The sequence below is a fragment of the Actinomycetospora sp. genome, assembly GCF_055612215.1.
On the sequence record NZ_JBVPVA010000662.1, the window covers coordinates 1 to 4,438 of the forward strand.

At 75.0% G+C, this 4,438-nt stretch carries 5 protein-coding genes; 2 read left to right on the forward strand and 3 right to left on the reverse strand.

Annotated elements, in window-relative coordinates; genetic code table 11:
• A partial coding sequence (locus AC0CYZ_RS18160; protein WP_472217828.1) for a formylglycine-generating enzyme family protein occupies positions 1-749 on the reverse strand: 749 nt, incomplete at its 3' end.
• Positions 746-1,339, reverse strand: coding sequence for a TetR/AcrR family transcriptional regulator (locus AC0CYZ_RS18165; RefSeq protein WP_472217830.1), 594 nt, complete (start codon positions 1,337-1,339; stop codon positions 746-748). The genes AC0CYZ_RS18165 and AC0CYZ_RS18160, both read right to left, overlap by 4 nt.
• Positions 1,340-1,422: 83 nt before the next feature.
• On the opposite strand from AC0CYZ_RS18165, the gene AC0CYZ_RS18170 reads away from it, so the two are divergent.
• On the forward strand, positions 1,423-2,496 hold the full coding sequence (locus tag AC0CYZ_RS18170; protein ID WP_472217832.1) for a zinc-binding dehydrogenase: 1,074 nt from the start codon (positions 1,423-1,425) through the stop codon (positions 2,494-2,496).
• 14 nt (positions 2,497-2,510) lie between these two features.
• Here the strand turns inward: AC0CYZ_RS18170 and AC0CYZ_RS18175 are convergent, their stop codons facing one another.
• Positions 2,511-3,440 carry a LysR family transcriptional regulator gene (locus AC0CYZ_RS18175; protein WP_472217834.1) on the reverse strand — a complete coding sequence of 310 codons (930 nt, stop codon included), beginning with the start codon at positions 3,438-3,440 and terminating at the stop codon, positions 2,511-2,513.
• 105 nt (positions 3,441-3,545) lie between these two features.
• On the opposite strand from AC0CYZ_RS18175, the gene AC0CYZ_RS18180 reads away from it, so the two are divergent.
• On the forward strand, positions 3,546-4,438 hold an 893-nt coding region (locus tag AC0CYZ_RS18180; protein ID WP_472217836.1), incomplete at its 3' end, for an aromatic ring-hydroxylating oxygenase subunit alpha.

The window sequence follows — 4,438 nt, forward strand, 5'->3', positions numbered from 1 at the left end:
CGCATGACCCGGCTGTCCCCCACCCCGGGGCCGGCCGGGTCGACCGGGGCCGCCCCGCGGTAGGCGTCCGGGGAGAACCGGTCCGCGCACCACTCCCAGACGTTCCCGACCATCTGCCACAGCCCGTGCCCGTTCGGCCGGAACGACTTGACCGGCGCGGTCGTCAGGAACCCGTCCTCGAGGCTGTTCTGCGTGGGGAACCGGCCCTGCCAGATGTTGAGCGGCCACCGGCCGGCGGGGCGCAGCTCGTCGCCCCACGGGAACCGGGCCCCCTCGAGCCCGCCCCGCGCGGCGTACTCCCACTCGGCCTCGGTGGGCAGGCGCTTGCCCGACCAGGCGCAGTAGGCCTGGGCGTCGTGCCACGACACGTGGACCACCGGGTGGTTGGCGCGGTCGCCCACCGACGAACCGGGGCCCTCCGGCCGGCGCCAGCACGCGCCGCGCACGCCGAGCCACCACCCGGCGCCCTCGACGCTCGTCAGGACGTCGGCGGGGTCGCCGTGGAAGGCCAGGTGGAACACGGCCGACGAGCCCCACCGTTCGGCGTCGGTGACGTATCCGGTGTCCTTGACGAACGTCGCGAACGCCGCGTTGGTCACCGCGGTGGCGTCGAGCCGGAACGGCGAGAGCGTCACCGGGTGTACCGGGCGCTCGCCGTCGGCGGGGTAACCCTCGTCGAAGTGGTCGCCCATGGCGAAGGTGCCGCCGGGCAGGGGCACCTGGCCGCGGGTGGCGCGGGGCGTCGTCACGGTCCCGCCGTCCCGGGACGCGCCGCGTGGATCAGCACCCGCGCGGCGTCGCGGGCGCGCCGGGGAGCGGAGGGCTCGCGGTCCACGGCGTGGGCGACCATGGCGCCCTCGTGGAGGACGAGCAGTTGCACCGCCAGGGCCTCGCGGTCGACGACGCCGGCCGTGGCCAGTTCGCCGGCGAAGAACTCGCGCAGCCACCCCTTGTTCTCGTCGATCACCGCGCGGCCGGCGTGGTCGGCGTCGTCGAGCTCGGCGTAGGCGTTGACGAACGCGCAGCCCCGGACCGACCGCGTCGGGCCCCACTGCTCGAGGACGTCGAACGGGGCCAGGATCCGGCCTGCCGGTCCGGTGGCCCGCTCGGCCGCGGCGAGGACGTCGGCGCGCCAGCGTTCGTGGCGGGCCCGCAGGTAGCAGGCGACGAGCTCGTCCTTCGAGCCGAAACGGTCGTAGAGGGTGCGCTTGGTGATGCCGGAGGCGGCCGCGATGGTGTCCACCCCGATGCCGCGGATCCCGTGGTCGTAGAACAGCGCGGAGGCCGTCTCGAGGATGCGGCGCGCTCCGGGCGTGAGGACCGTCGACGGATCGGTCACCGTGGGCCCCCTTGTCTTCACCGACCTGTGAACCTACCGTACCGGACCGGCGGGTTCACAGATCGGTGAAGCGAGGAGTCGGCGTGGGCGACGAGATCCCGGAGACGATGCAGGCGGCGGTGCTGACCCGCTTCGGCGGGCCCGAGGCGTTGGAGGTCCGCTCCGTGCCGGTCCCCCGGCCCGCCCAGGGTCAGGTGCTCGTGCGCGTCCGCGCGGCGGCGATCAACAACACCGACCTCTGGACCCGCCGGGGTGCCTACGGGCTGCCGGGCGACCCGCAGGCGCTGGCCGGGTGGCGCGGGCCGGTCGAGTTCCCCCGCATCCAGGGCGGGGACATCGCCGGGACGGTCGTGGCGGCCGGCGACGGCGACGCCGACGGCCTCGTCGGGCGGCGCGTCGTCGTGGACCCCGCGATCTACGACCGCGACGCCGACGACGCCAACCCGGTCGGCCTGCTGGGCAGCGAGGCCGACGGCGGCTTCGCCTCCTTCGTCGTGGCCCGGGCGGACCGGATGGTCGACATGGACGCCTCGCCGTTGTCCTTCGAGGAGCTCGCCTGCCTGCCGGTCGCCTACGGCACCGCGACGGGGATGCTCGAGCGCGGCGGGATCCGCGGCGGCGAGACCGTGCTGGTGACGGGTGCCTCGGGCGGCGTGGGGCTCGCTGCGGTCCAGCTGGCCGCCGCCCGGGGCGCGTCGGTCATCGCCGTGACCGCCCCGGGGAAGGAGGAACCGGTCCGGGAGGCGGGGGCGTCGGCCGTCGTGCTCCGCGACGCCGACCCCGCGCAGGTCGCCGACGCGACGTCGAAGGCCGCCCCGGACGGCCTGGACGCGGTGGTCGACGTCGTCGGCGGGCCGCTGCTGCCGGCACTGCTCGAGCACGTCCGCGACGGCGGGCGGTGGGTGATCGCGGGGGCGATCGGTGGCGCGGAGGTGCCGTTCGACCTGCGGCGGCTCTACCTGCACAACGTCAGCCTCGTCGGCTCCTCGATGCACACCCCGGCGCACTTCGCGCGGCTCGCCGCCGACGCCGTCGCCGGCCGGGTGCGCCCGCGGGTGGCCGCGTCGTTCCCGCTGGGCGAGATCGCCGCCGCCCAGGAGGCCTTCGCCCGCTCGGCGCACGTCGGGAAGATCGTGCTCGTCCCGGCGGGAGCCTGACTTCGTCCCCGGGCCTACCAGGCCTCGGCGAGCTCGGGGAGCTCGTGCGCGCAGACGCCGCGCAGCGCGTCGAGCCCGGCCGCGACGATCGGCTGCTCCGCCGAGCCGGCACGGATCGCCGCGAGGATGTGCCGCGTCGGCACGCTCGGTCCGGCGATCGGGATCCGCCGCGTGTCGTGGTGGCCCGGAAGCGCGGCGAGGCGCGGGACGAGCGCGACCCCGAAGCCGCCGGCGACCAGCGCCGCCCCGGTGTCCCACTCGTCGGCGTAGTGCGCCACGGGCGGGTCGAAGCCGGCGCTCGTGCAGGCCAGCGTGACCAGCTGGTGGTAGGCCCGCTCCGGCCGCCCGACGATCCAGGGGTCGGCGGCGACCTCGGTGAGGGCGACCGACTCGCGTCCGGCGAGCCGGTGGGTGGGCCCGACGAGGACGTCGAGCGGCTCGGCGATCAGCGGGTACTGCTCGAAGGCGGGGTCCGACCGCGACGGGATGCTCGGCGTGGCCACCACGGCGGCGACGTCGGTGTCCCCGGCGGCGAGCAGGTCGAACGCTCGCGCGGGCTCGATCTCGCGCAGGTGCAGCCGCAGCTCCGGGTGCTCGATGCGTAGTCGCGCCATCGCCCGGGGGACCACCAGGGCGGCGGCCGTCGAGAAGCCGGCGAAGCGCAGCGTCCCGGTGAGCTCGGCCTCCCGGTGCGACGCGAGGTCGGCCTGCGCCCGCTCCCACTGGGCGGCCAGCGTCTGGGCGTGGCCCAGCAGCGTCTCCGCGGCGGCGGTCAGCCGCACGTTGCGGCCGACGTGCTCGAGGAGCACGACGTCGAGCTCCCGGGCCAGGGCCTGCATCTGGTGCGAGACCGCCGACGGCGTCAACCGGCACACCTCCGCCGCGGCGGTCACCGTCCCGTGCCGGGCGATCGCGCGCAGCACCGTCAGCCGCCGGTCAATCATGTACCGAAGCTACAAGATCAGATGTACGACGCTGAGATGGACGCGAACGGATCGCCGGTCGGACACTGCGCTCACCGACCGGCCCGACCTCTCCGCGGAGCTTCCATGTCCGACCCGTACTCCGCCCTGCCCGCCCGGCCGATCGATCCCGCCCGGTTCGCCGACGAGGACACCTACCGCCACACCCGGCTACCGGTGGACCTGGCCTCGACGCTGATCCCGGACGCCTACTGCTCCCCCGAGTTCTTCGCCCTCGAGCAGGAGCGGGTGTTCGCCGCGAGCTGGGTGGCCGTCGGCCTGGTCGGGGACGTCGACGGGCCGGGCCGCTGCGTCGTCGTCGAGGTCGCCGGGCGCTCGATCATCGTGACCCGCAACCGCCACGGCGAGCTGCGCGGCTTCCACAACGTGTGCCGCCACCGCGCCACGAAGCTGCTCGACGGCGACGCCCGGGAGGTCGGGCGCCACCACCGCATCCGCTGCCCGTACCACAGCTGGACCTACGACACGGACGGGAGATGCCTGGGCACCCCGCTGTTCGAGGGCTCCGACGTCCCCGCCGGCGAAGAGGCCGTCTTCCACTCCGTGGCCCGGGGGTTCGACAAGGCCGACCACGGCCTGCTGACCGTCGCGGTGGACAGCTGGGGCTTCTTCCTCTTCGTCAACCTCTCACCCGACCCGGAGCCGCTCGCGACCGCGCTCGGCGACCTCCCCGAGCGGTTCGCCGGCTACGGGCTCGAGTCGTGGGTGCCGCAGCGGCGCCGGACCTACGACGTGGCGGCCAACCACAAGCTCGTCGGCGAGAACTTCATGGAGTACTACCACCTGCCCTGGGTCCACCCGGAGCTGAACCAGGTCTCCAGGTTCTCCGACCACTACCGCTGGCAGGGACCCGGGCGCTACACCGGCATGTGCACGACGCCGGTCTCGCGCAACACCGACGCGGGCGGCTGGGACGGCCTGCGCCCGCTGAGCTCGCTCGGCCCGCAGGACGGCGACTC

Bases quoted from the DNA above. Each gene is read 5' to 3' on its own strand.
- AC0CYZ_RS18175 (WP_472217834.1), bottom strand. From the start codon at position 3,440: ATGATTGACCGGCGGCTGACGGTGCTGCGCGCGATCGCCCGGCACGGG.